Genomic DNA, 23,777 nt, shown 5'->3' on the forward strand with positions numbered 1-23,777 from the left:
GTTGTCATAACTTTACAGAAAATACAAAGTCGATTTGTGACAAATTGCCTTCAATAGGTTCGACGCGCCGACCGCCCCGACGCTAGCTCCCCTCACGAACTTTTCCGCCCGGCCAACCGATGGCCGGACCGACGATGGGACCCGAAGAGCCATGACGCTGCGCAAGACCTACGCCGAACACCGCCAGATCCTGCTGGCTCGCTATCCCGACGGCGTGACGCCGGGCGGCGTCGCGGTGGACGACATCATCCAGCTGAAGCTGCAGAACACCTTCTCGACCCACCTGGACATCGCCCGCGAGATGGCCGGCGTCATGCGCGCCGACATGGCCGCCTACGACGCCGACAGCGGCAAGTTCACCCAGTCGCTGGGCTGCTGGTCGGGCTTCCACGCCCAGCAGATGATCAAGTCGGTCAAGCGCCTGCGCGGCACGACCAAGGGCGCCTATGTCTACCTGTCCGGCTGGATGGTGGCGGGCCTGCGCAACCGCTTCGGCCACCTGCCCGACCAGTCGATGCACGAGAAGACCTCGGTCGTCGACCTGATCGAGGAGATCTACGTCTCGCTGCGCCAAGCCGACGAGGTGGCGATCAACGACCTGTTCAAGGTGCTGAAGACCGCCCGCGACGCCGGCGACAAGGCGGCTGAAAAGGCGGCGATCGCGGCCATCGACGGCTTCGAGACCCACGTCGTGCCGATCATCGCCGACATCGACGCCGGCTTCGGCAACGAGAACGCCACGTACATCCTGGCCAAGGAGATGATCAAGGCCGGCGCCTGCTGCCTGCAGATCGAGAACCAGGTCTCGGACGCCAAGCAGTGCGGCCACCAGGACGGCAAGGTCACCGTGCCGCGCGAGGACTTCATCGAGAAGCTGCGCGCCTGCCGCCTGGCCTTCGAGGAACTGGGCGTCGACGAGGGCGTGATCGTCGCCCGCACCGACAGCCTGGGCGCGGGCCTGACCCAGAAGGTCCCCGTCAGCCAGGAGCCGGGCGACCTGGCCAGCGACTACATCAAGTGGCTGAAGACCGAGGCCATCACGCCCGACAACCCGATCCTGCCGGGCGAGTTGGCGTTGTACCGCGACGGCCAGTTCGAGAAGCCGGTGCGCATGCCCAACGGCCTGTTCGCCTTCCAAGACGGCACCGGCCGGGCCCGCGTCATCGAGGACTGCATCGCCTCGCTGACCCAGGGCGGCGCCGACTTGCTGTGGATCGAGACCGACACCCCGAACGTCGACGAGATCGCCTCGATGGTCTCCGAAATCCGCGAGGTCGTTCCGAACGCCAAGCTGACCTACAACAACTCGCCGTCGTTCAACTGGACCCTGAACCTGCGCCGCCAGGTCCGCGACCAGTGGATCGCCGAGGGCAAGATCCACAAGGACAGCTATCCCGAAGGCGCGGCCCTGATGTCGGCCGAGTTCGACGCCAGCGACCTGGGCCGCGAGACCGACGAGCGCCTGGCCCGCTTCCAGGTCGACATCTCGGCCCGGGCCGGGGTGTTCCACAACCTGATCACCCTGCCGACCTTCCACCTGACGGCCAAGAGCATGGACGAGCTGTCGCGCGGCTATTTCGGCGACGACCGGATGAAGGCCTATGTCAATTCGGTGCAGCGCGAGGAGATCCGCCGCGGCGTCTCGGCGGTGAAGCACCAGCACGAGGTCGGCTCGGACCTGGGCGACACCTTCAAGGAGATGGTCGCCGGCGAGCGCGCCCTGAAGGCCGGCGGCCACGCCAACACCATGAACCAGTTCGCCGCCGAATAGAGCCGGCGATCCCCCGCGCCCTCCTCTCACCCCCGTGGAGGGGGGCGCACCCCGCCAACCGATCGAGGATTCAGACCATGTCCGCCACGCAATTCGCTCCCGCCGCCATGCCGAACTCCACCGACCAGCAACGGGCGGTCGATCGGGTGGCCGAGGCCGCCCACCGCCTGAACGAAGCCGTGCAACGGGCCATCGCGGCCGGCTATTCGGTCGAACTGGTGCGCACCTCGCGCCACCACGACGGCGCGGGCAACTGGGGCGACCAGATCGTCCCGACCGTTCGTCCCAATGGCGCCGCCAAGAGCGCCTGAGCTAGAACCCCCTAAGTCGACACGCCGTTACAGAACCCCAGGATCCGCCATGCCCCTCGACGTCGCCGCCAACATCCAGGTCACCGGTCCGATCGAAGGCCGCGCCGTAGAGGTGCTGACGCCCGAGGCCCTGGCCTTCGTGGCCGACCTTCACCGCCGGTTCGACGCCCGTCGGCGCGAGCTGCTGGCGGCGCGGGTCGCCCGCCAGGCCCGCTTCGACGCCGGCGAACTGCCCGACTTCCTGCCCGACACCGCCGACATCCGCGAGAACGACTGGACGGTCGCGCCGATCCCGGCCGACCTGCGGGACCGCCGGGTCGAGATCACCGGTCCGGTCGACCGCAAGATGATCATCAACGCCCTCAACTGCGGGGCCAAGGTGTTCATGGCCGACTTCGAGGACGCCACTTCCCCCACCTGGTCCAACGTGATCGAGGGCCAGATCAATCTGAAGGACCGCTGGGCCAGCGACCTGACCCATGCGGACCCAAAGTCCGGCAAGAGCTACGCGCTGGGAGCCAACCCGGCCGTCCTGAAAATCCGCCCCCGTGGCTGGCATCTGCCTGAACAGCACATGGAAGTGGATGGCCTGCCCGTCAGCGGGGCCTTGTTCGACTTCGGCCTGTACTTCTTCCACAACGCCAAGGCCACGCTGGAGCAAGGCTCGGGTCCCTACTTCTACCTGCCCAAGCTGGAGAGCCACCTGGAGGCGCGCCTCTGGAACGAGGTCTTCGTCCACGCCCAGGCCGCGCTCGGCATCCCGAACGGCACGATCAAGGCCACGGTGCTGATCGAGACCATCCCGGCCGCCTTCGAGATGGACGAGATCATCTTCGAGCTGCGCGACCACATGGCGGGCCTGAACTGCGGCCGCTGGGACTACATCTTCTCGTTCATCAAGCGCCTGGGCCGTCGAGCCGAATTCCTCACCCCGGACCGCTCGGCCATGGTGATGGGCAAGGCCTTCCTGGGCGCCTATTCGCTGAAGCTGATCCAGACCTGCCACCGGCGCGGGGCCTTCGCCATGGGCGGCATGGCCGCCCAGATCCCGATCAAGGGCGACGAGGCCGCCAACCAGGCCGCCTTCGCCAAGGTGCGGGCCGACAAGGAGCGCGAGGCCGGGGCCGGCCACGACGGCACCTGGGTCGCCCACCCCGACCTGGTGCCCGTCGCCATGGAGGTTTTCGACCGCCTGATGCCGACGCCCAACCAGCTGGACAAGCGCCTGGCCGACCTGGTCATCACCCAGCCGCAGATGCTGGAGCTGCACGACGGCGGCCGCACCGAAGCCGGCGTGCGCGAGAACATCCGGGTGGGCGTGCGCTACACCCAGGCCTGGATCGAGGGCCGGGGCGCGGTGCCGCTCTACAACCTGATGGAAGACGCGGCGACGGCCGAGATCTGCCGCACCCAGCTGTGGCAGTGGATCCGCCTGGGCGCCGACCTGGTCGACGGTCGTCAGATGACGTCGCAGCTGTTCGTCAGCCTGCTGACCGAGGAGATGGGCGACCTGCGCCGCGACTTCCCCTCGCCTCGCCTGGAGGACGCCGCCCTGCTGTTCTCGCGGATGATCCTGTCCGACACGCTGGAAGAGTTCCTGACCCTGCCGGCGTACGAGCTGATCGCCTAGCCGCGCGGCGTCATTGCGCGGGAACGGCGGCCAGCGCCCGCACCGCGGCGATGACCGGCTCGGCCTCGGTCCGGACCAGCCAGTCGGGCCTGATGTCGGCGAACTTCACGCGCTGATCGCGGCCGATCACCACCACGGTGGGCTGGGGAAGCTCCCAGGTCCCGGTCCCCGTGGTGTCGCCGATCGAGCCGCCCCGCGCCCGCTGCGCGGCCTGGCTGGCCTCGTCGGCGGTGTAGAGGATCCCGAACCGGCGGCCGAGCGCGTTGTCGGTGTCCGAGGCCACCTTGAACGACAGGTCGTGGCGCGTGCGGATCTCGCCCAGCCGTTCGGGAATCTGCGGACTGACGGCGACCAGCGGCACGCCCAGGGCCTTCAAGGTCGGCTGCAGCGCGCGCTCGTAGTAGGGCAGAGCGATGTTGCAGGCCGGGCAGCCGGCGAAGCGGAAGAACACCAGCACGACGGGCCCCTTGGCGGTCAGGCCCTTCAGGGTCAGCTCGCCACCCTCGACGTCCTTCAGGACGAAGGGCTCGACGACGTCGCCGACCTTGATCCAGCCGGCCGGATCGGCGGTCTCGACCAAGGTCGCGCGCTGGTCGACATTGATCTTCAGCGCGGCGGGATCCCAGCTCCGAACGCGCTCGGCGTGCAGGTCGGCCAGCAGCTTGGCCAGGCTTTCTTGGCTCATCGGGCAGTCTCCTCGGCTTGAAGGGTCTTGTGGGCGGCGATCTGCATCGCCTGCAGGCGGGCGCGCTCGAAGATCGAGCCCATGCGCCAGTGCTGGTTGGTGTGGGTCGCCGCGTGCTCACCCCAGCCAGAGTCCCGGCGGAAGGCGCCCAGTTGGCCCGAGGCCAGGGCCTGTTCGGCGGTGATCCCGACCGGCGCCTCGCAGTCGGGCCAGACGAACAGGGCGTCGGCTGCGCAATGCAGTTCGCATAGCAGGCAGGTCTGGCAGTCGGCCTGGCGGGCGATCACCGCCTTGCCGGCGGGGCCGACCTCCAGCACGTCGCTGGGACAGGCGTCGACGCAGGTCCCGCAGCCGCTGCAGCGCTCGTCGATGACGACCTCGATCATCAGGCCACCTCCGCCTGGGCGGGCGTCGCCTCGAACGCGGTCCAGACGCGGTCCAGGCCGCCGGCGCGCTGACGCGCGGCGAAGCGGGGTTCCGGGCTGGTCGCATCCTCGCGCCGGTGCATGCCCCGGCTCTCGCGCCGGGCCAGGGCCGAGGCCTTGCTCCAGCGGCCGGCGGCGACCAGGGCGGCGGCCTCCCGCGTTCGCAGGGCCGCCCTGCCCTCGCCTCGCGCATGGGCGGCGAGCTCAGCCCAGGCGTCGTCCAGCCGCTCGATCGAAGCGGCCAGGGCGGGACCGCGCCGGAAGATGTTGCGTTCGTAGTCGTTGAGTTCGTCGCGCACGGCCTGGACCGCGGCGCGCAGGTCGACGGGACGCTCGGCGCGGCTTGGCCGCAGACCGGCGCGGCCCGTGGCCACGACCAGGGCGTCCGCCCTGGCGCCCTGCCTGAGCGCAAGCCGCGCGGCGCCGGCGCCGGCCCACTGGCCTGACGACAGCGCCCAGGATGAGTTGACCGCCCCGCCGCCCGAGATCGCGCCGGTGACCAGCTCCCGGCTGGCCGCGTCGCCGGCCGCGAACAGGCCGGGGACCTGGGTCTGGCAGGCCTCGTCGACCACCCGCAGGCCGCCGATCCCGCGCACCGTGCCTTCGGCGTGCAGCGTCACCTCGAAGCGATCGCGATAAGGATCGATCCCTTTGCGGTCGAACGGCAGGACGAAGTTGGGCTGCACCTGCGGCATGACCCGTTGGATGTCTTCGGGCACGCGATCCAGACGGCAGAACAGCGGCCCGACCATCAGGGCCCGCGCCAGATGCGGGGTGACATCCGGCCCGTTGGGGATGTCCAGCTCGCGGTCGTCGGCGTCGAACCAGCGGGCGAAGCTGTAGGCCATCGAGCGGGCCATGTTCGTGCCGGCCATGGCGGCGGTGTAGTAGTTGGTGAACTCCATGCCCGACAGGTCCGCCCCGGCCTCGACGCCCATCAGCAGGCCGTCGCCGGTGTTGGTGGCCGAGCCCAGCAGCCGCGAGGCGAAGGCGCAGCCGCCGGTGGCGAGCACCACGGCCCCAGCCCGGATCGTCCAAGGTTGTTCGCCGCGCAGGGCCAGGCCCGCCGCCCCGGCGATCGATCCGTCGCCATGGCGCAGCAGTTCCAGGGACGGATGGTGATCGAGAATGCGCACGCCCTGGTCCAGCGTCAGGTTCCGCATCGCCCGCATGTATTCCGGTCCGCGCAGGCCGCGATAGAAGGGCCGCCCCTGGTCGTCGGTCGAGAAGTCGTAATAGCCGCGCAGGGTCGGCAGGCTGGTCCAGGTCAGATCGAGGATGCGCCGCATCCAGTCCGGGTCGCCCAGGCCCAGGGATCGCTTCAGCCGATCGGCCACCGCCCCCTCGCGACTTTCCGGCGGAACCCACCAGTGACCCGGCCCCGCCGTGGCGGTCACGCCGCTGGTCCCGCAATGGCCCTTGTCGGCCAGAACCACGTCCGCGCCTTCACGGGCGGCGGCGATGGCGGCCCAGGTCCCGGCCAGCCCTCCGCCGATCACCAGCACGTCGGTGGACAAGGTCAGGGTCACGGCGCGACCGTGGCGTTGAACGAGCGGTCGAAGGCGCCGGCCGGGTCGCGGGTCGAGGACACCGCCCCGGCCGCTCGGAAGCGGTCGAGCACGGCCGTCGCCTCGGCCACGGCCTTGTCGTCGATGGCGCTCGGAGCGATGCGGTACTGCTGGACGGTGTAGAGCGCCACGTCCGGCTGCAGGCCCGTCTCCCTCGACAGCGCCGCCGCGAATTCCTTGGGATGCTCGCCCGCCCAGCGCCGGGCCTTGGCCAGGCGGCGCAGGAAGTCCTCGACCTGAGGCCGCTTGCCGGCGATCGCCGCCTCGCTGGCCGCCTCGAAGCCGTAGCCGCTGAGCCGCCCCGCGCCGTCGGCCAGGACCGTGGCGTCGTCGTACAGCTTGGCCAGGGCGACATACGAGCCCCAGGTCACCCAGCCGTCGATCGCGCCGCTGGTGAAGGCGGCCTTGGCGTCGCCGGGATTGAGGAACACGACCTGGACGTCGGTCGGCTTCAGGCCCGCGTCCTCCAGCAGCCGCAGGAGCAGGTAGTGGCCGATCGAGCCGCGTCCGGTGGCGATCTTCTTGCCGCGCAGGTCGGCCAAGCCGTGGATCGGCGAGCCCTTGCGCACCAGCAGGGCCGTCGAGGACCCGCCGCTCTTGCCCGCCTGCACGGCCTTGATCCTGGACCCGCTGGCGTAGGCGAACAGGAACGGAGCGTCGCCCGCCTCGCCCAGGTCGACCGCCCCCGCCCCCACCGCCTCGAGCAGCGGCTGGGCGGCGGCGAACTCGCTCCACTCGATCTTGTAGGGAACCCCTTCCAGGGCGCCCGAGGCGATCAGCACCGCCTTGGTGCCGCCCTTCTGGCTGCCGACCTTGAGGACGGTCTGACCGTCCCCTCCCTTGGCCCCGCATCCGGCCAACAGGACGGCGGCGGTCAGGACGGCGATGAGGCTGCGTCGTTGCATGGCGCCCTCCCTCAGAAGCGTTGGGTCAGGCGGGCGTAATAGTAGCCGCCGGTGATGCCGAAGGGCGAGAACATGCCGAACTGGTTCAGGCCCGTGTCGGCGTTGACGATCCCGATCTTGTCTGGGTGCTCGTCGAACAGGTTGTTGGCCCCGATCGCCACGTTGGTCGTCGGCCGGACGTCCCAGGCGATGTCGAGATCGGTCACCCACTTGGCGCTGTAGGTCCGGTCCAGATTGGCCGACGTCCCGGCCTCGGTGTACTCGCCGTACCGCGTGGTCCGCAGGCTGGCCGTGACGGTGTCGCGGTTCCATAGCGCGCCGAGGATCAGCTTCTTGCGCGGCGTGCCCACGGTCAGGTCGGCGATCTTCTGGCGGTCGAACAGCACCAGGTTCGGATTGACCGCCTTCAGCACCGCGGGCGTGTCGATCTGCTTGGTGATCTTGGTCTTGTTGAAGGCGTAAGCGGCGTTGAGGTTGAGGCGGCCGGCGTCGCCCAGATCGAAGGCGTATTCGGCGACCAGATCCACGCCCGTCGTCCGGGTCGAGACGGCGTTGGTGTAGTAGGTCGCCGCCAGGCCCGCCGGGAAGCGGGCCAGCAACGGCGCCAGCGCGGGCTGCGAGGCCAGTTGAGCGGCGCTGAGATCCAGGTTGCTGGTGTCGACGATGCGGTCGTCGATGTCGATCTGGTAGGCGTCCAGCGTGATCCGCAGGCGGCTGGTGGGTTCGGCGGTGATCCCGACGCTGTAGTTGGTCGAGGTCTCGGGCTTCAGCGGCGTCGCGCCCAGGGCCTGGGCTTCGGTGGAGTCGGCCCGCAGCACCTTGGTCGGGAAGGTCAGGTACTCGCCGGGGACGCAAGGCAGTCCCCGGAAGACATTGTTGGGCGCGGCGGCGCAGAGGCTGCCGTTGATGGTCGAGCTGGCGAACACCTGCTGGCCCAGGGACGGCGCACGGAAGCCGTTGCTGAGCGTGCCGCGTACGGCGTAGCCCGGCAGGAACTCCCAACGGGTGGTCAGCTTGCCGCTGGTGGTGTCGCCGACGTCGCCCGTGTAGCGCTCGTGGCGCCCGGCCACGCCGACATACCAGTTTTCCGTCAGGTTGGTTCCGACCTCGACATAGGCCGCATAGACGTTGCGGCTGACCGAGCCGGCGTCCTCGGGCGCGGTGCCGGCGTAGGAGGCCAGGCCCGGATTGGGTCGCAGCCCAGCGAATGGCTGGCCGGCCGGGATCACGTAGTCGCCGACGATGTACGAGGCCTCGTCGCCCGGTTCGATCAGGAAGTGCTCGTAGCGCTGCTCCAGCCCCCACGACACCTGGACCGGCCGGGGCAGCACGCCCTCGAACTCACGGGTGAAGTCGAGGTTCGTGGTCCACTGCTGGAACTGGTGGGTCGACAGGTGGAAGTAGGTCGGGCTGTCGGGACCCAGGGTGGCGTTGATGGTGTTCTGGCCGTCCAGCTGGGCGTGATCCTGGGCGAAGGTGGTCGACAGGTCCCAGTCCCAGCCCTTGGCCACGCCGCGCGCGCCGACCGTGGTCTGGAAGTCGAGCTCGAAGATCCGCCGCAGGGCGTTGAAGCCGTCGGGATAGACCTCCGGCAGCGAGTTGCGGTTCTGGGGGCGGCCTGCGGTCACGCCCGCCACCGGAGCCAGGTTGGGCAGGAAGCTGCCGGTGTTCTTCTTGGCCGAGCGATGGCTCAGCGTGCCGGTCGAATATAGCGTCAGGTCGCGCCAAGGCAGCTCGGCGTTGTAAGACGAGGACAGGATGTCCTCCTCGCCCGGCCCGTAGCTCTGGCCCCAGAAGTAGCGGTCGGCGGTGGCGTCGCGCGGGTCGGGGGTCACGGTCGTGACGCCGCCCACCGTGCTGACCGTCGGCTGGTAGATGTACTGGGCGCGAGACGGGACCGCGCGCGAGGCGGCCTCGTTGTTCTTCCAGTTCAGGGCCAGCTGGACGAAGCCGCCCTTGTCGCCCAGGGGCAGGCCGTAGTTCAGCGTGGCGCTGCGGGTGTCGCCGTCGCCCAGATAGTTCTGGCCGCCGGTGTAGCTGAACGAGCCGCCTTCGGCGTCCTGCTTGAGGATGATGTTGACCACGCCGGCGATGGCGTCCGAGCCGTACTGGGCCGAGGCGCCGTCGCGCAGCACCTCGATGCGCTCGATGGCCGAGGCCGGGATCAGGTCCAGGTCGACCGGCGCGCCGCCGCGTCCCACCCGGGCCAGGTTGTTGATCAGCGCCGTGCCGTGCCGCCGCTTGCCGTTGACCAGGAACAGGGCCTGGTCGCCGTTCAGGCCGCGCATGGTGATGGCCCGCACCGTCCACGAGGTGCCGCCGCCGTTGATGCCTGGCAGGTTGAACGACGGGATCAGGGTGTTGAGCACCTCCTTCAGGCCCACCTTGCCGGTGGCCGTCAACTGCTCGCTGGAGATCACGTCGACCGGGGCCGGGCTGTCGGCCACGGTGCGGCGCACGCCTCGAACGCCGGTGACGATCACGCCGTCCAGCGCGGTGGCGCCCTCGACGTCGGCGGGCGCGGCGTCGACGAGCGGCACGTCGCCAAGCGTGTCAGCCGCTCGGGCCGGGGCGGCCAGGACCGCGACGGTCAGGATCGAGGCGCAGGCCAGCAGGCCGGTCCGGAAGGTCGTTTCAAGCGAAGGTCGGGCCAGCGCCCGGGTCGAGTAAGGCAAGAGTCTATCCCCCGCGCGGGGCCCATGGCCGCCGCGTCGTGTTGTTGGTCTCGAAGGTGGAAGCGGCGCGCCGCCGGCCCCGCGGCGCGCCGGATTGTCAGGTGGAGCGGCGCTCGCGATACGGAATGTCGTCCGAGCCGATCAGCACGCGCTCCATCACGCGCGGGAAGTCGCCGTAGTCACGGACAGCGTAGTGCAGGCCCGCGCGGTTGTCCCACAGGGCCACCGAGTTGGGCCGCCAGCGGAAGCGGGCGTGATGCTCCGGCTTCTTCACCTCGTCATAGAGCCGGGCCAGCAGCACCCTACTCTCCTCCGGCGCCAGGTCGACGAACCGGGGCTTGAGGCTGAAATTGATCCAGAAGATGTCCTCGCCGGTCTCCGGGTGGGTGCGGATGGCGGGATGGGCCACCAGCGGATAGCGCTCGCCGGACCGGTTCAGGGCCGACTGGTAGTCGTGGATCACGTAGAGGTCGTCGACCGCCGCCTTCAGGTCGTCGGCCAGGCCGCGATAGATCGCGCCGCCGTCGGCCCAGATCGTGTCGCCGCCCACCTCGGGAATGTGCACGGCCTTCAGCACCGCGCCGAAAGAGGGGTTGATCCGCCAGCTGGTGTCGGTGTGCCAGTGGTTCTCGCGGATGTCGTATTCCTTGAACGCCTCGGCCGAGATCGGCTGGACCGCGCGGTGGGTCTCCACCCCGCCGACCGGATGGGCGTAGACCTCGCCGAAGTTGGCCGCGAAGGCCAATTGCTGGTCGCGCGTGATGTCCTGGTCGCGGAAGAACAGCACCTTGCGCTCCAGCAGCAGGGCCTTGAGCGCGTCGCGCTGGGACCGGTCGAGCGGCTGGCGCAGATCGACGCCGCTGACTTCCGAGCCGATGGTCGGGTTCAGATGGACCGTGCTCAGTCCCGCCTTTTCGCGAATGCCGGTGATGGTGGCGCTCATGGGCCTCTCCTCGCCTGATGGGTTCGACACGGCGTTCGACGCCGCGACCATCGGCACCATGAGCAACCCAAAGAAGTCATGCGAGGCAGTATTCCTCCAAACCTTCATAGAGATTTGTATATCTCTGGCGCTAATATGTGCATTCAAGTCGCGTAATCGCCAAATGACAACTCGACCTTACGAACACTCATAAGGCCTATTTATCAAATTCCATTGTCGACGCCGATACTCGATGACAGTCATGCCGCCGAAGCATTACATCGGAGGCCGTCATGGCGACGCGCAGACAACTCAAGCTCGGCCACATGATCGAAGGCGCGGGGCGGACCTGGACCGACTGGCGCCATCCGGACGCCCAGCCTGGCGCCAGCACCAACTTCAAGTACTACAGCCGCGCCGCCAAGCTGGCCGAACAGGGCAAGTTCGACTTCCTGTTCATCGCCGACAGCCTGTCGATCAACGCCAAGTCCAGCCCGCACTACCTGAACCGCTTCGAGCCGATCACCATCCTGTCGGCCCTGGCGGCGGTGACCGAACACATCGGCCTGGTGGCCACGCTCAGCGTCACCTATTCCGAACCGTTCAACGTGGCCCGCCAGTTCGCCTCGCTGGACCACATCAGCGGCGGCCGCGCCGGCTGGAACGTGGTCACCTCGTGGCTCGAGGGCTCGGCCGAGAACTTCGGCAAGGCCGAGCACCTGGCGCACGACACCCGCTACCGTCTGGCGACCGAATATCTCGACGTCGTCCAGGGCCTCTGGGACAGCTGGGAAGACGACGCCCTGGTGCACGACAAGGCCAGCGGCGTGTTCTTCGACCCCGACAAGCTGAACGCCCTGGGCCACAAGGGCGAGTTCCTGTCGGTGAAGGGGCCGCTGAACATCGCCCGCTCGCCGCAGGGCCAGCCGGTGATCTTCCAGGCCGGCGCGTCGGAGGACGGCCGCAACCTGGCCGCCAAGCGCGCCGACGCGATCTTCGTCGGCCACGGCGGCGTCGAGGACGCCCGCGCCTACTACGCCGACGTCAAGGCCCGCGCCGCCGGCTTCGGCCGCGATCCGGACGACCTGTTCATCCTGCCGGCCGCCGCGCCGATCATCGGCTCGACCGAGGCCGAGGCCGAGGCCCGCTGGCATGAGCGCGCCGAGCTGGTGTCGATCGAGTCGGCCCTGGCCATGCTGGGACGCGGCTTCAACGACCATGACTTCACCGTCTACGACCTCGACGCCCGCTTCCCCGACGTGTTCAGCCGCGGGATCAACAGCTCGCAGTCGGCGACCCTGAAGATCGCCCAGGCGGTCGAGCGCGAGAACCTGACCCTGCGCCAGGTGGCCCTGCGCTTCGCCACCCCGCGCGGCGACCTGGTGGGCACGCCCGAGCAGATCGCCGACAAGTTCCAACTGTGGCTGGACAGCCGGGCCTCGGACGGCTTCGTGATCGGCGAGTCCCTGCCCGGCCAGTTCCAGCTGCTGGTCGAGGAAGTCGTCCCGTTGCTGCAGAAGCGCGGGATCTTCCGCGAGGACTACGACGGCTCGACCTTCCGCCAGAACCTGGGGCTGGAGGTTCCGGTCAACCGGTTCACCCAGCAGAAGACCAGCCGCGCGGTCGCGTGATGCGAGGCGGGCCTGGCCAGATCCGCGCCATGGGCTCGCCAGGCTCAAAGCTCCAGCGCCGCCTGGTGGATCAGCTCCGACAGCTTGGCGATCGACGGGTGCGGCGACGGGCCGACGCGGCGGACATAGGCGACCTGGGGCATGGCCGGCAGGCCCGTCTCGATCGGCGCGGCCTGGGGCCGGAACAGCGCGGTGCGGCAGGTGACCGCCAGCCCCGCCTCGACCGCCGCCCGCAGGGCCGAGAGGCTGGGCGTTTCGAGGGCGACCCGGTACGGCCGCCCCTCGCGCTCCAGGGCCGCCAGGGCCGCGTCCCGGAACCGGCAGGGCGGGGCCAGGATGGCCAGCGGCAGGACGGGCGCCCGCGTCAGGTCCGGATCGCCGTGCCAGACCATGGGCGCCACCCGGGCCGCGTGCGGATCGTCGGCCGCGCCCATGCACAGCACCACGTCCAGCCGGTCGCCGGCCAGCAGGTCCAGCAGCTCCGGCGAGCCGGCCACCCGCACCTCCAGCTGGACGTCCGGATTGAGCTGGCTGAACCGGGCCAGCACGCCCGACAGCAGGGTCTCGGCGAAGTCCTGGACCAGTCCCACCCGCACCGGCCCGACCAGGGCGTCGCCGGTCAGGGCCACCACCGCCCGGTCGTTCAGCGCCAGGATCTCGCGCGCCAGGGCCAGCAGGGTCCGACCGGCCGGCGTCAGGGTCAGGCGACGGCCGTCGCGGTGGAACACCGGCGTCAGCACGGTCTCCTCCAGCCGCTTCATCTGCAGGCTGAGCGCCGACTGGGTGACGAACACCCGCTCGGTGGCCTTCAGCATCGATCCGGAGTCGACGATGGCCACGAAGCTTCGCAGCAGTTCGGTCGGCAGATTGGTGGCCATGGCGCACGTCCATAAGAAAGTCTGATATGCCCCCTCAGGATAAGTCTATTGATCCAGTAGGGTTTCAACGCCTTTCTCTGTGGAGCATTGGCGTTCGCGCCGCAACGGTTCACGGGACGACGCACCCTCATGTCTTTGGCGATCACCCTTAGAAATTCTCAAGCCCAGTCGTGGCGCTGGCCGCGGCTGTCGCACGCCCGCTGGCTGTCGCCCGTGGCGCTGCTGCTGCTGTGGGAAGCCGGCTCGCGGGCGGGCCTGATCCCCGACAGGGTGCTGGCCGCGCCTTCGGCCGTGGCCGAGACCTTCTGGGCGCTGACCGTCTCCGGAGAGCTGCCGTCCAACCTGCTGGTGTCGCTGGGTCGCGCCGCCGCCGGCCTGGCGATCGCCCTGACGGTGGCCGTGACCCTGGGCCTGGTCTCGGGCCTGTCGCGCTGGGGCGAGACGCTGGTCGACCCGCTGATGCAGATCAAGCGCACGATCCCGTCGCTGGCCCTCACGCCGCTGTTCATCGTCTGGTTCGGCATCGGCGAGACGCCGAAGATCACCCTGATCGCTGTGGCGGCGACCTTCCCGCTGTACCTGAACCTGTTCGCCGGCATCCGGGGCGTAGACGTGCGCCTGGTCGAGGCCGCGCGCAGCTTCGGCCTTTCCGGCTGGGCGCTGGTGCGCGAGGTGATCCTGCCCGGCGCCCTGCCCTCGTTCTTCGTCGGCCTGCGCTACGCCCTGGGCATCAGCCTGCTGATCCTGGTGGTCGCAGAGCAGATCAACGCCCAGGCCGGCCTGGGTCACCTGATCAACAACGCCCGCGACTTCATGCGCACCGACATCATCGTCGTCTGCCTGCTCGTCTACGCCCTGCTCGGCCTCGCCGCCGACGCCCTCGTCCGCACGCTGGAGCGCAAGGCGCTGGCGTGGCGCCCCAGCCTCGTGGAGCAATGATCATGGCCCAGCCCCGCATTCGCGCCGTTCCGGACACCGCGCCGGAAACCCCCACCGTACGGCTGAGCGGCTTCACCCGCCGGTTCGGCGACAACGTGGTCATCGATGGCCTGGACCTGACCATCGCGCCCGGCGAGTTCGTCGCCCTGCTGGGAGCCAGCGGCTCGGGCAAGACCACCCTGCTGCGCACCCTGGCGGGCCTGGACCCGATCGGCGGCCAGGACGTGACCACGCCCGCCGCCCGCGCCGTGGTGTTCCAGGACGCCCGCCTGCTGCCCTGGAAGAAGGTCTGGCGCAACGTCGCCCTGGGCCTCTCCGGCGGCGATGTCCGGAGCCGCGCCGAGGCCGCCCTGAAGGAAGTTGGCCTGGGCCATCGCCTTGACGCCTGGCCCTCCACCCTGTCCGGCGGCGAGGCCCAGCGCACCGCCCTGGCCCGCGCCCTGGTCCGCGAGCCGGCCCTGCTGCTGCTGGACGAACCGTTCGCCGCCCTGGACGCCCTGACCCGGCTGAAGATGCACGACCTGGTGCTGTCGCTGTGGCGCGAGCACAAGCCCTCGGTGCTGCTGGTCACCCACGACGTCGACGAGGCCATCGCCCTGGCCGACCGCGTGCTGGTGCTGGACAAGGGCAAGATCGCCGTCGAGGAGCGGATCGCCCTGGAGCGCCCCCGCCAGCCCGACGCCCGCTTCCACGCCGTCCGCCGCCGGCTGCTGGCCCGCCTGGGCGTCGAGGCCCCCGCCCCGCAGCCGACGCCGGCCCCCGCCCTGGTCGCCTTCCCGCACGGCGAGGTCGTTCTGTGAGCCGCGCGGTGATCCGATGAGCGCCCACCGCCCTACCCCCAGGCTTCACAAGCTGGCCGATTTCGTCGGCGCGCTTGGGAACCTGGTCGACCAGACGGATGGCGAGGACCTGATCCTCGCCGAGGGCGGGCGGCTGCTGGCCGGGCTGATCGCCCGCGACGACTGGCTGCCCGACGCCTACGCCCAACCCGATCCGACCCGCTACCAGCAGTACCTGCTGCATTGCGACAGCCGCGAGCGGTTCAGCGTCGTCAGCTTCGTCTGGGGTCCGGGCCAGGCGACGCCGGTCCATGACCACACTGTCTGGGGCCTGGTCGGCGTGCTGCGCGGGGCCGAGCTGTCGCAGCGCTTCGCCCGGCGCGGCGAGGCCTTCGGCGCCGTAGGTCCCGTCCACCGGCTGGCGCGCGGCGAGGTCGAGGCGGTCTCGCCCACGGTCGGCGACGTGCACCAGGTGACCAACGCCTTCGACGACCGCGTCTCGATCAGCATCCATGTCTACGGGGCCAATATCGGCGCCGTGGAACGCTCGACCTACGACGCCGCCGGCCGGCCCAAGCGGTTCGTCTCCGGCTACGCCAACACCACCCTGCCCAATCTTTGGGATCGCTCCAAACCCGTGCTGGCCGAGATTTCCGCATGACCCTGCTCACCGTCACGCCCCGCGAAGTCCGCCAGGACTGGATCGCCCGCCGCGAGATCGCCCTGCTGGACCTGCGCGAGGAAGACCCCTTCGCCCGCGCCCACCCACTGTTCGCCTCGCAGTTGCCGCTCAGCCGGCTGGAGTTGGAAATCCTGGATCGGGTCCCGCGCAAGGACGCCAAGATCGTGCTGTACGACAACGGCGAGGGCCTGGTCTCGCCGGCCGGCAAACGCTTGGCGGCCCTGGGTTACACGCAAATTCGAGCGCTTGCTGGTGGGCTCCAAGGCTGGAAGGACGCCGGCTACGAGCTGTTCCAGGACGTCAATTCCTACAGCAAGGCGTTCGGCGAACTGGTCGAGGCGCGGCGGCACACGCCTTCCCTACCCGCCCAGGAAGTCCAGGCGCGGATCGACGCCAAGGCCGACCAGGTGATCCTCGACGCCCGCCGGTTCGAGGAATACGCGGTGATGAGCATCCCTAGCGGGATCAGCACCCCTGGCGCCGAGTTGGTGCTCCGGGCTCGCGAACTGGCTCCCGATCCAGCGACCACCATCATCGTCAACTGCGCCGGCCGCACCCGCAGCCTGATCGGCGCCCAGTCGCTGCTGAACGCCGGCGTGCCCAATCCGGTCTTCGCCCTGCGCAACGGCACCATCGGCTGGACCCTGGCCCAGCAGCAGTTGGAGCACGGCCAGAGCCGCCGCTTCCCGGCCGTCTCGGACCAGACCCTGGACGAGGCCCGCGCCAAGGCCCGCGACGTGGCCTACCGCGCCGGCGTCCGGCGGATCGACGCCGAGGGCCTGGCGGACCTCGCCCAGGACCGCAAGCGCACCCTCTACCGCTTCGACGTGCGCACGCCCGAGGAATACGCCGCCAGCCACCTGCCCGGCTTCCGCTCGGCGCCCGGCGGGCAACTGGTGCAGGAGACCGACGTCTTCGCGCCCGTGCGCGGCGGCCGCATCGTGCTGGCCGACGACCTGGGTCCGCGCGCCGACATGAGCGCCTCATGGCTGGCCCAGCTGGGCTGGGACGTCTACGTGCTGGACGGCGGCTTCGACGGCGAGCTGGAGACCGGCGCCTGGCGGCCGAGCCTGCCGCCGATCCCCACCGTCGAGACCATCAGCCCCGAGGACCTGGCCGTGGCGCTGGGCGACGGCACCGTGGTGGTGCTGGACCTCGCCCCCAGCCCCGTCCATCGCAAGGGCCACGTGCCCGGCGCCTGGTTCACGATCCGCGCTCGCCTGGCCGAGGCGTTCGAGCGCATCCCCGAGGGCCTGCCGATCGTCCTGACCTCGCCCGACGGCCGCCTGGCGCGGCTGGCGGCGGCCGAGGTCGAGGAGATCTCCGACCACCCGGTGCGGGTCCTCGACGGCGGCACCGAGGCCTGGGCCAAGACCGGCCGCCGGCTGGACGCCGGCCTGGTGCGCGCCGCCTCCGATCCGGAGGACGTCTACAAGCGCCCGTACGAGGGCACCGACAACGCCGCCGAGGCCATGCAGGCCTATCTGGACTGGGAGTTCGGCCTGGTCGACCAGCTGGCCCGCGACGGCTCGCACGGCTTCTTCGTGATCTGAGGCCGCCATGTCGCTGAAACTCTACTTCGCCCCCGGCTCCTCGGCCTTCGCGCCACTGATCGCGCTGGAGGAGCTGGGCGTCGCCTACGACGTCCACCCCGTCGACCTGGCGGCCGGCGAGCAGCGCCAGCCGGCCTATCTGCGGGTCAATCCGCGCGGCCGGGTGCCGACCCTGGCGGTCGACGGCGAGCCGGTCACCGAGGTGCTGGCCATCCTGACCTATCTGGCCCACGCCTATCCGCACGGCGGACTGCTGCCCCTGGCCGACCCGCTGAAGCTGGCCCACGCCTACGAGGTGATGAGCTGGTTCGCCAGCACCGTGCACGTGGCCTTCTCGCAGATCGCCCGGCCCGAGCGCTTCGCCGACGACGACGGGATCAAGGCCGCCCTGGCCACGCCCGGCGAGGCCCGCTTCCACCGCACCCTGACCGACATCGAGCGTCTGGCCCAGGGACCCGGCCCCTGGCTGCTGGGCGAGGATTTCAGCGCCGTCGACGCCTACGCCCTGGTGATCTGGCGCTGGGCCGAGCGACGGCGGATCGACACCTCGGCCTATCCGGCCTGGAGCGCCAAGGCCGCCCGCGCCCTGGCCCGTCCGTCGGTCCGCCGCGCCCTTCGCAAGGAGACGGCCCCGAAGGTCGCCGCCTGATGAGACAGCCTGATCAAACCCTTGAGAAAGCCTCGCTTTTCTAACCCGCCCTCATCTCTAGATTTCCCCGAACCCAAGATCGGAGCCTCCCCATGCCCGTCGAATTCATCGGCATCATCGGCACTCAGCATCAGTCCGAGATCCACCCCGCCCAAGGTCCGGTGATCGATCGCGACTATGTCGAGGCCATCGCCACCGCTCACGATGAAGGCGGCTTCGACCGCGCCCTGGTCGCCTTCGGCTCGACCTCGCCGGAAAGCCAGCTGGTCGTGGCCCACGCCGCCTCGGTGACCAAGCGTCTGGGCTTCATGATCGCCCATCGTCCCGGCTTCACCGCCCCCACCGTCGCGGCGCGCCAGCTGGCGACGCTGGACCAGTTCACCGGCGGCCGGGTGGCCGTGCACATCATCACCGGCGGCTCGGACGACGAATTGGCCAAGGACGGCGACCACCTGACCAAGGACGAACGCTACGCCCGCACCAGCGAGTATCTCGACATCGTCCGCCAGGAATGGACCAGCGAAAAGCCGTTCGACTACAAGGGCGACTACTACAACGTCGTCCAGGCGTTCGGCGGGGTGAAGCCCCATCAGAAGCCGCAGATCCCGGTCTATTTCGGCGGCTCGTCCGACGCGGCCATCCCGGTGGCCGGCAAGCACGCCGACATCTTCGCCCTGTGGGGCGAGACCCAGGCCCAGGTCGCCGAGACCATCGCCCGGGTGCGCCACGCCGCCGCCAAGCACGGCCGCCAGGTGAAGTTCTCGCTGTCGCTGCGACCGGTGATCGCCGAGACCGAAGAGGCCGCGTGGGCCAAGGCCGACGACATCGTCGCCCAGGCCAAGGCCCTGCGCGAGAAGGCAGGCCTGCCGACCTCGGGGCACACGCCTCCGAACGCCGGCTCGCAGCGCCTGCTCGACGCGGCCAAGCAGGGTACGCGCCTGGACAAGCGCCTGTGGACCGGCGTCGCCGCCGTCACCGGCGCGGCGGGCAACTCCACCGGCCTGGTCGGCACGCCCCAGCAAGTGGCCGAGGCCCTGCTCGACTATTACGACCTGGGCGTCACGACCTTCCTGATCCGCGGCTTCGTCCCGCTGGACGACGCCGTCGCCTACGGCCGCGACCTGATCCCGCTGGTCCGCGAGCTGGTCGCCCAGCGCGACGCCAACCCGGCCGCCGCGGCGAGCTAGGGCATGGCCTTCGACGCCGATCCGCGCTGGCTGGGCGATGCGGCCTGGCCAGTCGAAGGCTGGCCGGTGGACGCCTCCTCCGGCGCCGAGCCGCCCTACGCCGTGCACACGCCCCGGGTCGATCCGCCGATCGATCCGGAGGCGTTCAAGGACGCCCTGGCCCGGCTGGCCAGCGGCGTGGCGATCATCTCGTGCTGGGATGAAGGCGCGCCGCGCGGCCTGCTGGTCAGTTCGATCACCGGCCTGTCGGTCGATCCGCCGCGCTTCCTGTTCTGCGTCCGCAAGGAAGCCTCCAGTCATGACGCCCTGGTCCGGGCCGGCCACTGCAGCGTCGCGGTGCTGGCGGAAGGCTGCGAAGCCGAGGCCCTGCGCTTCTCGTCCTCAAGCCTGAGCCACGAGCGGTTTCATCCAAGCTCCTGGCGGCTGACCGACGATGCGCCGCCCACCTACCAGGCCGGACTTTCGGTCGCGACCTGCCGGATTGACCAGGCGACCGACGCCGGCAGCCACACGGTGTTCATCGTCACGGCCCACGCCGTGCGAACCGCGCCGGGCCAACCCCTGGTCGCCTACGCCAGGGCGTTCCAGCGCCTGGCGTCTTAGCCGCACCAACTCGACCGACCCGAGACCGCGCGGAGCCCACTCCGTGCGGTCGATTCGTGTCCGCCCCGGCGCGGCGGGCGATCTGGCGGCTTTGAAGCGTCGCCTTGCCTGGATCGACTTCCTCATAATCAGGCGCCGCGCGCGAAAACATGCCGCTTGCGGAGCAACTCGCGCCCCGATTTTCAACGACAACGTTGTCATTGAAAACATTGGCCTTTTCCCACCGGTTCGTCGCGTTATGGTGCGCGCCAAGGCGAGCAATAGTTTCGCCAACTTGCAGCAGGACGTGAAATGCAGAACCAAGGGCTGGGCGCCAACGCGCCCCCGACGAAACACGCGCGTCTATTGGCCTGGGTGGACGAGGTCGCCGCGCTGACCAAGCCGAAGGCCATTCATTGGTGCGACGGCTCCGACGCGGAATGGACGGCCCTGACCGACGAACTGGTCGCCCTGGGCACGCTGAAGCGCCTCAATCCCGACCTCCGCCCCAACTCGTTCCACGCCGCTTCGGACCCGCGCGACGTCGCCCGGGTCGAGAGCCGCACCTTCATCTGCTCGATGGACCAGGCCGACGCCGGGCCGACCAACAACTGGCGCGATCCGGACGAGATGCGCGGCCTGCTGAACGGTCTGTTCGACGGCTGCATGCGGGGACGGACGATGTATGTCGTGCCGTTCTCGATGGGCCCAGTGGGCTCGCCCATCAGCGCCCTGGGCGTGGAGATCACCGACAGCGCCTATGTCGCCGTCTCGATGCGGGTGATGACCCGCATGGGGCAGGCGGCGCTGGACGCCCTGGGCGAGGACGGCTTCTTCGTGCCGGCCCTGCACACCCTGGGCGCGCCGCTGGCCGAGGGTCAGGCCGACGTCGCCTGGCCGTGCAACGACGACAAGTACATCGTCCACTTCCCCGAAAGCCGCGAGATCTGGTCCTATGGCTCGGGCTACGGCGGCAACGCCCTGCTGGGCAAGAAGTGCTACGCTCTGCGCATCGCCTCGGTGATGGCCCGCGACGAGGGCTGGCTGGCCGAGCACATGCTGATCCTCAAGCTGACCTCGCCCGCCGGCAAGGTGCGCTACGTGGCCGCCGCCTTCCCCAGCGCCTGCGGCAAGACCAACATGGCCATGCTGCAGCCCACCCTGCCGGGCTGGAAGGCCGAGACGATCGGCGACGACATCTGCTGGATGCGGTTCGGCGCCGACGGCCGGCTATACGCGATCAACCCGGAGGCCGGCTTCTTCGGCGTGGCGCCGGGCACGGGCGTGAAGACCAACCGCAACGCGGTCGACACCCTGCACTCCAACTGCGTCTACACCAACGTGGCCCTGACCGCCGACGGCGACGTCTGGTGGGAAGGCCTGACCGACACCCCGCCCGAGGGCTTGACCGACTGGAAGGGCCGCGCCTGGTCGCCCGCGTCCGGCGAGCCCGCCGCCCATCCCAACGCCCGCTTCGCCGTGCCGGCCGGCCAATGCCCCGTCATCGCTGACGAGTGGGAAGACCCGGCCGGCGTGCCGATCTCGGCCATCCTGTTCGGCGGCCGCCGCGCCTCGGCCGTGCCGCTGGTCACCGAGGCCTTCGACTGGGAGCACGGGGTCTTCCTGGCCTCCAACGTCGCCTCGGAAGGCACGGCGGCGGCCGAGAACAGCATCGGCGAGCTGCGCCGCGATCCCTTCGCCATGCTGCCGTTCTGCGGCTACAACATGGGCGACTACTTCAATCACTGGCTGAAGGTCGGCGCCTCGGCCGATCCGGCCAAGCTGCCCCGCATCTATTTCGTCAACTGGTTCCGCAAGGACGAGCGCGGCAAGTTCGTCTGGCCGGGCTATGGCGAGAACAGCCGCGTGCTGAAGTGGATCGTCGACCGCCTGGAGGGCGAGGCCGAAGCCGTCGACAGCCCGATCGGCCGCCTGCCCACGCGCGACGGCCTGGACCTGACGGGCCTGGACCTGACCGACGCCCAGCTGGATCTGCTGCTGACCGTCGATCCGGAGATCTGGCGCGCCGAAGCGGCCCTGATCCCCGAGGCCTACGACAAGTTCGGCGCGCGTCTGCCGCCGGCCCTGTGGGAACAGCTGGCCGCCCTGGGCGCGCGACTGGCTCGCCTCGACCATCCCGCCAAGGTGCTGGAGCAGGCCTGATCATCGGCCCCTCCCTCCCCCTTTCAATGACGCAAGCGCCGGACTGGACCGGCGCATGGAGACCGAATGCACGTCGCTATGGATAAGCCCGCCCGGAAGTTCGTGGTCGGCAACTGGAAGATGCACGGCAACCTGGCCGCCCTGCCCGTCCTGGGCGCCATCGACGCGGCGGCGCGCCAGACGCCGGCCGTCGACGTCGGGGTGGCGGTGCCCGCGACCCTGATCACCGCCGCCTGGCAGGCCGCCGGCGCCATGAGCGTCGGCGCGCAGGACATCCACGCCGCCGACAAGGGCGCGCACACCGGCTGCCTGTCGGCGCCGATGGTCAAGGACGCCGGCGCGGCCTTCACGATCGTCGGTCACAGCGAGTGCCGGGCGGGCCGCCAGGAGAGCGACGCCGAGGTGCGCGACAAGGTCGAGGCCGCGCGCCGGCACGGCCTGTCGGTGATCCTCTGCGTCGGCGAAGCGCTGGACGTCCGCGAAGCCGGCCAGGCCGAGACGGTGGTTCGCGCCCAGTTGGAGAACTGCCTGCCGGCCGGCGCCGACGGCGAGTGGCTGTCGGTGGCCTACGAGCCGATCTGGGCGATCGGCACCGGTCGCTCGGCTACGGGCGACGACATCGCGGCCATGCACGCGGTGCTGCGAGAGACCTGCCGCGCCGTCCTGGGCCCGGCCGGCGACCGCGTGCGGCTGCTGTACGGCGGCTCGGTCACCCCGGCCAACGCCGCCGAGATCCTGGCGACGCCGAACGTCGACGGGGTGCTGGTCGGCGGGGCCAGCCTGACGGCCGAGACCTTCCTGCCGATCATCGCCCACGCCTGATCGTGGGTCCTAGCCGAAGGTCCGCTTGAGGAAGCCGCGGATGTTCTGCGCCAGGCGGGGCGTCAGCGGCCCCAGCACGCCTTTGCGCTCCTCCGGCAGGTGAGCGGCGGGATCGCCGTTCGCCTCGAACAGGTAGTGGTCGAAGATCGCCCGCCAGGCGTCGCGCTGCGGCTTGGGCAGGTGGCGCACCGCCAGCAGGCCGTGGATCAGCACCTCGAACGGCGAGCCGGCCTCGGGCGGCAGATCGCGCCACCAGTAGTTCACCAGCACGTTCAGGCTGTCGAGCGACTGGACGTGGTGCCACCAGGCGGTCGGGATGTAGATCGCGTCGCCCGGTCCGAGCTCGGCGGTCAGACCATGTTTGGCCGCCTCGGCGAAGCGCGGATAGCGGTCCAGGTCGGGCGCCTCCAGCTGGACCATGCTGATTGGCTGACCGGCCAGGGTGAAGTCCAGCGGCCCGACATAGAGGTTGGCCGTCTGCTCGGGCGGGAACAGCGTGAAGCGCCGGCGCCCTGCCACGACAACGGCGATGTTGTCGGCCATGTCGTAGTGGGTCTGCACCCGCACCGCGTTGCCGAACCAGATGCGCGGCTCGACCGGCACGGCCAGCAGATCGTGGCTGTTGGCCTCGGCGAAGCCGGGCAGCACCTGCGCGGTCGGGGCCGAGCCGACATAGACCGACGGCGGCCGGGCCTCGGCGCCCAGAGCCAGGATGTCGTCGAGGATGGCCGAGATCTCGCCCGGCCGCCGCTCGAAGTTCACCGCCCGCTCGGCGTCGCTGTAGAAGAAGCGGCCGCCGATTTCCGGCGGACCGACGAAGGCCTCGACCGGCGCGCCCTTGTCGAAGCCCTTGATGTAGGCGGCGGCGGCCTCCGCCCCTTCAAGGCCGGCCCGGGCCGCCGGCCAGTCCGCCGCGAAGCCGCGCAGCACCACGGGCCGGTAGGCCGGGACGATCTCGGTCCGCAGGATTTCCCGCGTGACGTTCGAACGCTCTTCGAGGGGCGGAAAGGACAGGCTCAT

General features: G+C 70.0%; 21 protein-coding genes. 13 read left to right on the forward strand and 8 right to left on the reverse strand.

Features of this window, described 5'->3' with window-relative positions; genetic code table 11:
* Nucleotides 1-151 precede the first annotated feature (151 nt).
* From AC1DYP_RS00615 to aceB, 3 genes are all read left to right on the forward strand, one after another.
* Nucleotides 152-1,771 carry an isocitrate lyase gene (locus tag AC1DYP_RS00615; RefSeq protein ID WP_477044671.1) on the forward strand — a complete coding sequence of 540 codons (1,620 nt, stop codon included), beginning with the start codon at nucleotides 152-154 and terminating at the stop codon, nucleotides 1,769-1,771.
* 77 nt (nucleotides 1,772-1,848) lie between these two features.
* Nucleotides 1,849-2,082, forward strand: coding sequence for a hypothetical protein (locus tag AC1DYP_RS00620; protein ID WP_477033386.1), 234 nt, complete (start codon nucleotides 1,849-1,851; stop codon nucleotides 2,080-2,082).
* Between the two features lie 49 nt (nucleotides 2,083-2,131).
* The gene (gene aceB, locus AC1DYP_RS00625; RefSeq protein ID WP_477044672.1) at nucleotides 2,132-3,712 is read left to right on the forward strand and encodes a malate synthase A; all 1,581 of its coding nucleotides are present in this window, start codon (nucleotides 2,132-2,134) and stop codon (nucleotides 3,710-3,712) included.
* A gap of 10 nt (nucleotides 3,713-3,722) precedes the next feature.
* On the opposite strand, the gene AC1DYP_RS00630 is transcribed toward aceB, so the two are convergent.
* From AC1DYP_RS00630 to AC1DYP_RS00655, 6 genes are all read right to left on the reverse strand, one after another.
* Nucleotides 3,723-4,397, reverse strand: coding sequence for a peroxiredoxin-like family protein (locus AC1DYP_RS00630; protein WP_477044673.1), 675 nt, complete (start codon nucleotides 4,395-4,397; stop codon nucleotides 3,723-3,725).
* Entirely contained in the window at nucleotides 4,394-4,783 is a 390-nt protein-coding gene (locus tag AC1DYP_RS00635; protein ID WP_477044674.1) for a 4Fe-4S dicluster domain-containing protein, read from the reverse strand. Before AC1DYP_RS00635 ends, AC1DYP_RS00630 begins: the two co-directional genes overlap by 4 nt.
* On the reverse strand, nucleotides 4,783-6,351 hold the full coding sequence (locus AC1DYP_RS00640) for an FAD-dependent oxidoreductase (protein ID WP_477044675.1): 1,569 nt from the start codon (nucleotides 6,349-6,351) through the stop codon (nucleotides 4,783-4,785). The genes AC1DYP_RS00635 and AC1DYP_RS00640 overlap by 1 nt, the downstream gene beginning before the upstream one ends.
* Nucleotides 6,348-7,295 (reverse strand): ABC transporter substrate-binding protein, encoded by a 948-nt coding sequence (locus tag AC1DYP_RS00645; RefSeq protein ID WP_477044676.1) that lies wholly within the window; start codon nucleotides 7,293-7,295, stop codon nucleotides 6,348-6,350. The genes AC1DYP_RS00640 and AC1DYP_RS00645 overlap by 4 nt, the downstream gene beginning before the upstream one ends.
* Nucleotides 7,296-7,306: 11 nt before the next feature.
* The gene (locus AC1DYP_RS00650; RefSeq protein WP_477044677.1) at nucleotides 7,307-9,970 is read right to left on the reverse strand and encodes a TonB-dependent receptor plug domain-containing protein; all 2,664 of its coding nucleotides are present in this window, start codon (nucleotides 9,968-9,970) and stop codon (nucleotides 7,307-7,309) included.
* A 97-nt stretch (nucleotides 9,971-10,067) separates the two neighbouring features.
* Entirely contained in the window at nucleotides 10,068-10,913 is an 846-nt protein-coding gene (locus AC1DYP_RS00655; protein WP_477044678.1) for a TauD/TfdA dioxygenase family protein, read from the reverse strand.
* A 272-nt stretch (nucleotides 10,914-11,185) separates the two neighbouring features.
* On the opposite strand from AC1DYP_RS00655, the gene AC1DYP_RS00660 reads away from it, so the two are divergent.
* Nucleotides 11,186-12,523: an LLM class flavin-dependent oxidoreductase gene (locus AC1DYP_RS00660; RefSeq protein ID WP_477044679.1), complete on the forward strand. Its 1,338-nt coding sequence runs from the start codon at nucleotides 11,186-11,188 to the stop codon at nucleotides 12,521-12,523.
* 44 nt (nucleotides 12,524-12,567) lie between these two features.
* On the opposite strand, the gene AC1DYP_RS00665 is transcribed toward AC1DYP_RS00660, so the two are convergent.
* Nucleotides 12,568-13,401: a LysR substrate-binding domain-containing protein gene (locus AC1DYP_RS00665; protein ID WP_477044680.1), complete on the reverse strand. Its 834-nt coding sequence runs from the start codon at nucleotides 13,399-13,401 to the stop codon at nucleotides 12,568-12,570.
* 129 nt (nucleotides 13,402-13,530) lie between these two features.
* Between AC1DYP_RS00665 and AC1DYP_RS00670 the strand changes: the two genes are divergently transcribed.
* The 9 genes from AC1DYP_RS00670 (at nucleotide 13,531) to tpiA (ending at nucleotide 22,757) form a co-directional block, all read left to right on the forward strand.
* Nucleotides 13,531-14,340, forward strand: coding sequence for an ABC transporter permease (locus tag AC1DYP_RS00670; RefSeq protein ID WP_477044681.1), 810 nt, complete (start codon nucleotides 13,531-13,533; stop codon nucleotides 14,338-14,340).
* Nucleotides 14,337-15,140, forward strand: coding sequence for an ABC transporter ATP-binding protein (locus AC1DYP_RS00675; protein WP_477044682.1), 804 nt, complete (start codon nucleotides 14,337-14,339; stop codon nucleotides 15,138-15,140). The genes AC1DYP_RS00670 and AC1DYP_RS00675 overlap by 4 nt, the downstream gene beginning before the upstream one ends.
* Nucleotides 15,141-15,156: 16 nt before the next feature.
* Complete coding sequence (locus AC1DYP_RS00680) at nucleotides 15,157-15,780, forward strand: cysteine dioxygenase family protein (RefSeq protein ID WP_477044683.1); 624 nt, start codon at nucleotides 15,157-15,159, stop codon at nucleotides 15,778-15,780.
* Nucleotides 15,777-17,354: a rhodanese-like domain-containing protein gene (locus tag AC1DYP_RS00685; RefSeq protein ID WP_477044684.1), complete on the forward strand. Its 1,578-nt coding sequence runs from the start codon at nucleotides 15,777-15,779 to the stop codon at nucleotides 17,352-17,354. Before AC1DYP_RS00680 ends, AC1DYP_RS00685 begins: the two co-directional genes overlap by 4 nt.
* A 7-nt stretch (nucleotides 17,355-17,361) precedes the next feature.
* Nucleotides 17,362-18,003 (forward strand): glutathione S-transferase family protein, encoded by a 642-nt coding sequence (locus AC1DYP_RS00690; protein ID WP_477044685.1) that lies wholly within the window; start codon nucleotides 17,362-17,364, stop codon nucleotides 18,001-18,003.
* A gap of 92 nt (nucleotides 18,004-18,095) precedes the next feature.
* Nucleotides 18,096-19,190 (forward strand): LLM class flavin-dependent oxidoreductase, encoded by a 1,095-nt coding sequence (locus AC1DYP_RS00695; protein ID WP_477044686.1) that lies wholly within the window; start codon nucleotides 18,096-18,098, stop codon nucleotides 19,188-19,190.
* A 3-nt stretch (nucleotides 19,191-19,193) separates the two neighbouring features.
* Nucleotides 19,194-19,793 carry a flavin reductase family protein gene (locus AC1DYP_RS00700; protein ID WP_477044687.1) on the forward strand — a complete coding sequence of 200 codons (600 nt, stop codon included), beginning with the start codon at nucleotides 19,194-19,196 and terminating at the stop codon, nucleotides 19,791-19,793.
* 291 nt (nucleotides 19,794-20,084) lie between these two features.
* Nucleotides 20,085-21,935 carry a phosphoenolpyruvate carboxykinase (GTP) gene (locus AC1DYP_RS00705; RefSeq protein WP_477044688.1) on the forward strand — a complete coding sequence of 617 codons (1,851 nt, stop codon included), beginning with the start codon at nucleotides 20,085-20,087 and terminating at the stop codon, nucleotides 21,933-21,935.
* A gap of 66 nt (nucleotides 21,936-22,001) precedes the next feature.
* A complete protein-coding gene (gene tpiA, locus AC1DYP_RS00710; RefSeq protein ID WP_477044689.1) occupies nucleotides 22,002-22,757 on the forward strand; it encodes a triose-phosphate isomerase in 756 nt (251 codons plus the stop codon).
* Between the two features lie 9 nt (nucleotides 22,758-22,766).
* Here tpiA and AC1DYP_RS00715 read toward each other — a convergent pair whose 3' ends face one another.
* Nucleotides 22,767-23,777, reverse strand: a complete 1,011-nt coding sequence (locus AC1DYP_RS00715; RefSeq protein ID WP_477044690.1) for a cupin-like domain-containing protein — start codon at nucleotides 23,775-23,777, stop codon at nucleotides 22,767-22,769.

It is taken from the genome of Caulobacter sp. P1_D6, from assembly GCF_056406095.1.

Bases quoted from the DNA above. Each gene is read 5' to 3' on its own strand.
- AC1DYP_RS00675 (WP_477044682.1), top strand. From the start codon at position 14,337: ATGATCATGGCCCAGCCCCGCATTCGCGCCGTTCCGGACACCGCGCCG.
- AC1DYP_RS00630 (WP_477044673.1), bottom strand. From the start codon at position 4,397: ATGAGCCAAGAAAGCCTGGCCAAGCTGCTGGCCGACCTGCACGCCGAG.
- AC1DYP_RS00690 (WP_477044685.1), top strand. From the start codon at position 17,362: ATGTCGCTGAAACTCTACTTCGCCCCCGGCTCCTCGGCCTTCGCGCCA.
- AC1DYP_RS00715 (WP_477044690.1), bottom strand. From the start codon at position 23,777: ATGAGCCTGTCCTTTCCGCCCCTCGAAGAGCGTTCGAACGTCACGCGG.
- AC1DYP_RS00685 (WP_477044684.1), top strand. From the start codon at position 15,777: ATGACCCTGCTCACCGTCACGCCCCGCGAAGTCCGCCAGGACTGGATC.
- AC1DYP_RS00645 (WP_477044676.1), bottom strand. From the start codon at position 7,295: ATGCAACGACGCAGCCTCATCGCCGTCCTGACCGCCGCCGTCCTGTTG.
- AC1DYP_RS00655 (WP_477044678.1), bottom strand. From the start codon at position 10,913: ATGAGCGCCACCATCACCGGCATTCGCGAAAAGGCGGGACTGAGCACG.
- aceB (WP_477044672.1), top strand. From the start codon at position 2,132: ATGCCCCTCGACGTCGCCGCCAACATCCAGGTCACCGGTCCGATCGAA.
- AC1DYP_RS00705 (WP_477044688.1), top strand. From the start codon at position 20,085: ATGCAGAACCAAGGGCTGGGCGCCAACGCGCCCCCGACGAAACACGCG.
- AC1DYP_RS00700 (WP_477044687.1), top strand. From the start codon at position 19,194: ATGGCCTTCGACGCCGATCCGCGCTGGCTGGGCGATGCGGCCTGGCCA.
- AC1DYP_RS00615 (WP_477044671.1), top strand. From the start codon at position 152: ATGACGCTGCGCAAGACCTACGCCGAACACCGCCAGATCCTGCTGGCT.
- AC1DYP_RS00660 (WP_477044679.1), top strand. From the start codon at position 11,186: ATGGCGACGCGCAGACAACTCAAGCTCGGCCACATGATCGAAGGCGCG.
- tpiA (WP_477044689.1), top strand. From the start codon at position 22,002: ATGCACGTCGCTATGGATAAGCCCGCCCGGAAGTTCGTGGTCGGCAAC.
- AC1DYP_RS00665 (WP_477044680.1), bottom strand. From the start codon at position 13,401: ATGGCCACCAATCTGCCGACCGAACTGCTGCGAAGCTTCGTGGCCATC.
- AC1DYP_RS00635 (WP_477044674.1), bottom strand. From the start codon at position 4,783: ATGATCGAGGTCGTCATCGACGAGCGCTGCAGCGGCTGCGGGACCTGC.
- AC1DYP_RS00670 (WP_477044681.1), top strand. From the start codon at position 13,531: ATGTCTTTGGCGATCACCCTTAGAAATTCTCAAGCCCAGTCGTGGCGC.
- AC1DYP_RS00620 (WP_477033386.1), top strand. From the start codon at position 1,849: ATGTCCGCCACGCAATTCGCTCCCGCCGCCATGCCGAACTCCACCGAC.
- AC1DYP_RS00695 (WP_477044686.1), top strand. From the start codon at position 18,096: ATGCCCGTCGAATTCATCGGCATCATCGGCACTCAGCATCAGTCCGAG.
- AC1DYP_RS00680 (WP_477044683.1), top strand. From the start codon at position 15,157: ATGAGCGCCCACCGCCCTACCCCCAGGCTTCACAAGCTGGCCGATTTC.